At 51.0% G+C, this 2,017-nt stretch carries 2 protein-coding genes; both read left to right on the forward strand.

Going from position 1 to position 2,017, the window contains the following annotated elements; translation table 11 throughout:
- The first annotated feature begins 549 nt into the window (after positions 1–549).
- Complete coding sequence (locus AAF564_26725; GenBank protein ID MEM8489167.1) at positions 550–1,572, forward strand: TIGR03617 family F420-dependent LLM class oxidoreductase; 1,023 nt, start codon at positions 550–552, stop codon at positions 1,570–1,572.
- A 153-nt stretch (positions 1,573–1,725) separates the two neighbouring features.
- The coding region (locus AAF564_26730) for a hypothetical protein (GenBank protein ID MEM8489168.1) at positions 1,726–2,017 on the forward strand (292 nt) is incomplete at its 3' end.

Here is a 2,017-nt window from a genome sequence, read left to right on the forward strand (position 1 = left end):
ATGACGCCTTAGCACCCATGTCAGAACATAGGCGAAACTTGGTACTGGGAGAGAATGCCCGCTGTCTGTTTAATCTATAGAAACAACAGAGATCAGCTTATTATTCCAGTTACATCGCCTCGGAAGTTTTTCCATTCCACGCTGGCGTGGGGGAACTTGCTTGGCGAATCATCGTGCTCTGTTCGATTGTCGTTCTAAGGGCACACAGAAGCACACGGGGTCCGGAAGCATAAGGACCCACCTACAAAGATGATGGTAGACCTAGGCTGTCGAAATTTACCAATATCCAGGGAAATATCTCCCATGGTTTTTGGGTTTTTCTGACGTAACAGCAGGGTTCGTCGTCCCCGTGAAAACGGGGAACCATGCGAACTTTCATGGACCCCCGTTTTCACGGGGGCGACAGATCGGGGTATTTCAGGCCATCCATAAACCGGGACGTGAATTTTTGAGAAAAACCGGATATTTCGACAGCCTATGGTAGACCCCATCTTCCTGTACGAACATTGCCAAGTTTCGCTATCATGACAGACTCACCAATCAAGGATTATGATGAAGATAGACGCCTCAATCAGTGGAGACCTCAAGACGGTTGCGAAAGAAGCAGCGCGACTTGAGTCGATTGGCTACGACGGTCTAAAGGTAGCAGAGCTCACTCACGATCCCTTCCTGCCGCTGACGATTGCGGCAGAACATACCACGCGCATCGAACTCATTACTTCAGTCGCAGTGGCGTTTGCCCGCAATCCCATGAACATGTGTCACCTGGCACATGATCTCAACGCATTCAGTGAGGGTAGATTTGTGCTTGGGCTTGGCACCCAAGTGCGTCCTCACATCGTCAACCGGTTCGGTATGCCCTGGCATAAAGCGCCCCGACAAATGCGAGAGTTTCTGGCAGCGATGGATGCGATCTACGACTGCTGGTACAACGGTGAGCCACTGGATTTTGACGGCGAGTATTACCGGCACACATTAATGCCGAAGACGTTTACACCTGCTGATACAGAATACGGACCGCCGGATATTTTGCTTTCTGCTACTGGCCCGCTGATGACAAAAGTGGCTGCTGAGGCGGCAGACGGTTTGATCATGCATCCGTTCTCTACTGAGAAGTACATTCGTGAAGTTAACCTGCCTGCAATTGAGGAAGGATTACGAAATACCGGAAGAGATCGGGAGCGCTACGAACTCGATTACGCACCGATGGTGGTAACAGGGGACACAGAGGAAGATTTTGAGCGAGCCCGTCAAGCGGTGCGAGGTCGATTGGCGTTTTATGGCTCAACACCCGGCTATCGTGCGGTGCTGGACCTTCACGGCTGGGGTGAACTTCAGCCTGAGTTGAATCGATTGATGAAACAGCATCGCAATGATGAGATGGCTGAGCTGATCTCTGATGAAATCCTGGAAACCTTTGCAGTCGTGGGTGAACCCGAGCAGGTTGTAGATGAGATCTGCCACCGGTTTGGTGGTCTCGTGGATAGAACGGCATTTTCGATTCCCGGGATGTCGGACGAACGTCTTGCCGAATTGCTGCAACGATTCAAGCATGCTGCTTCTACTGACTAGCGAGTAGCCGGGTAGGGTATGCAAAAGCCAGCGGGTATTGCTGATCCATTAGCGGATAAAGTTGAATGGTCACCGGCAGCAGGTGGTGGCGCTAATTTTAAAACCCAAACCTTATACTCAGCCTCCAAGACCCAACTGCGAACTAAAAAAACAATGGGAGCAACACTGTTTAGCCTGGTGTTTATATTGCCTGGCTTAGGCGTCTTTTTGTTTGCTGTGCCCTTTTCTTTGCTGGATGGTCAGATTCTGACGAGCTTTTTCCTTCTGCTTTGGAGTGTCGGGTTTACGGCAGGCGGGAGCTTTCTGTGGTATAGATTCAGTACGCCATTTGTGTTCGATAAAACCACGGGGCTGTATTACAAAGGTAAACCGGTTCAACCCGACGCTGTAAAGTCAGGTAGGCTAGCTGCCGAAGGGGTTCAGCCCCGGCCAGCTCGGCGATCCC

The sequence above is a fragment of the Bacteroidota bacterium genome (genome assembly GCA_039111535.1).
In the GTDB taxonomy this organism is placed as follows: Bacteria; Bacteroidota; Rhodothermia; order Rhodothermales; family JAHQVL01; genus JBCCIM01.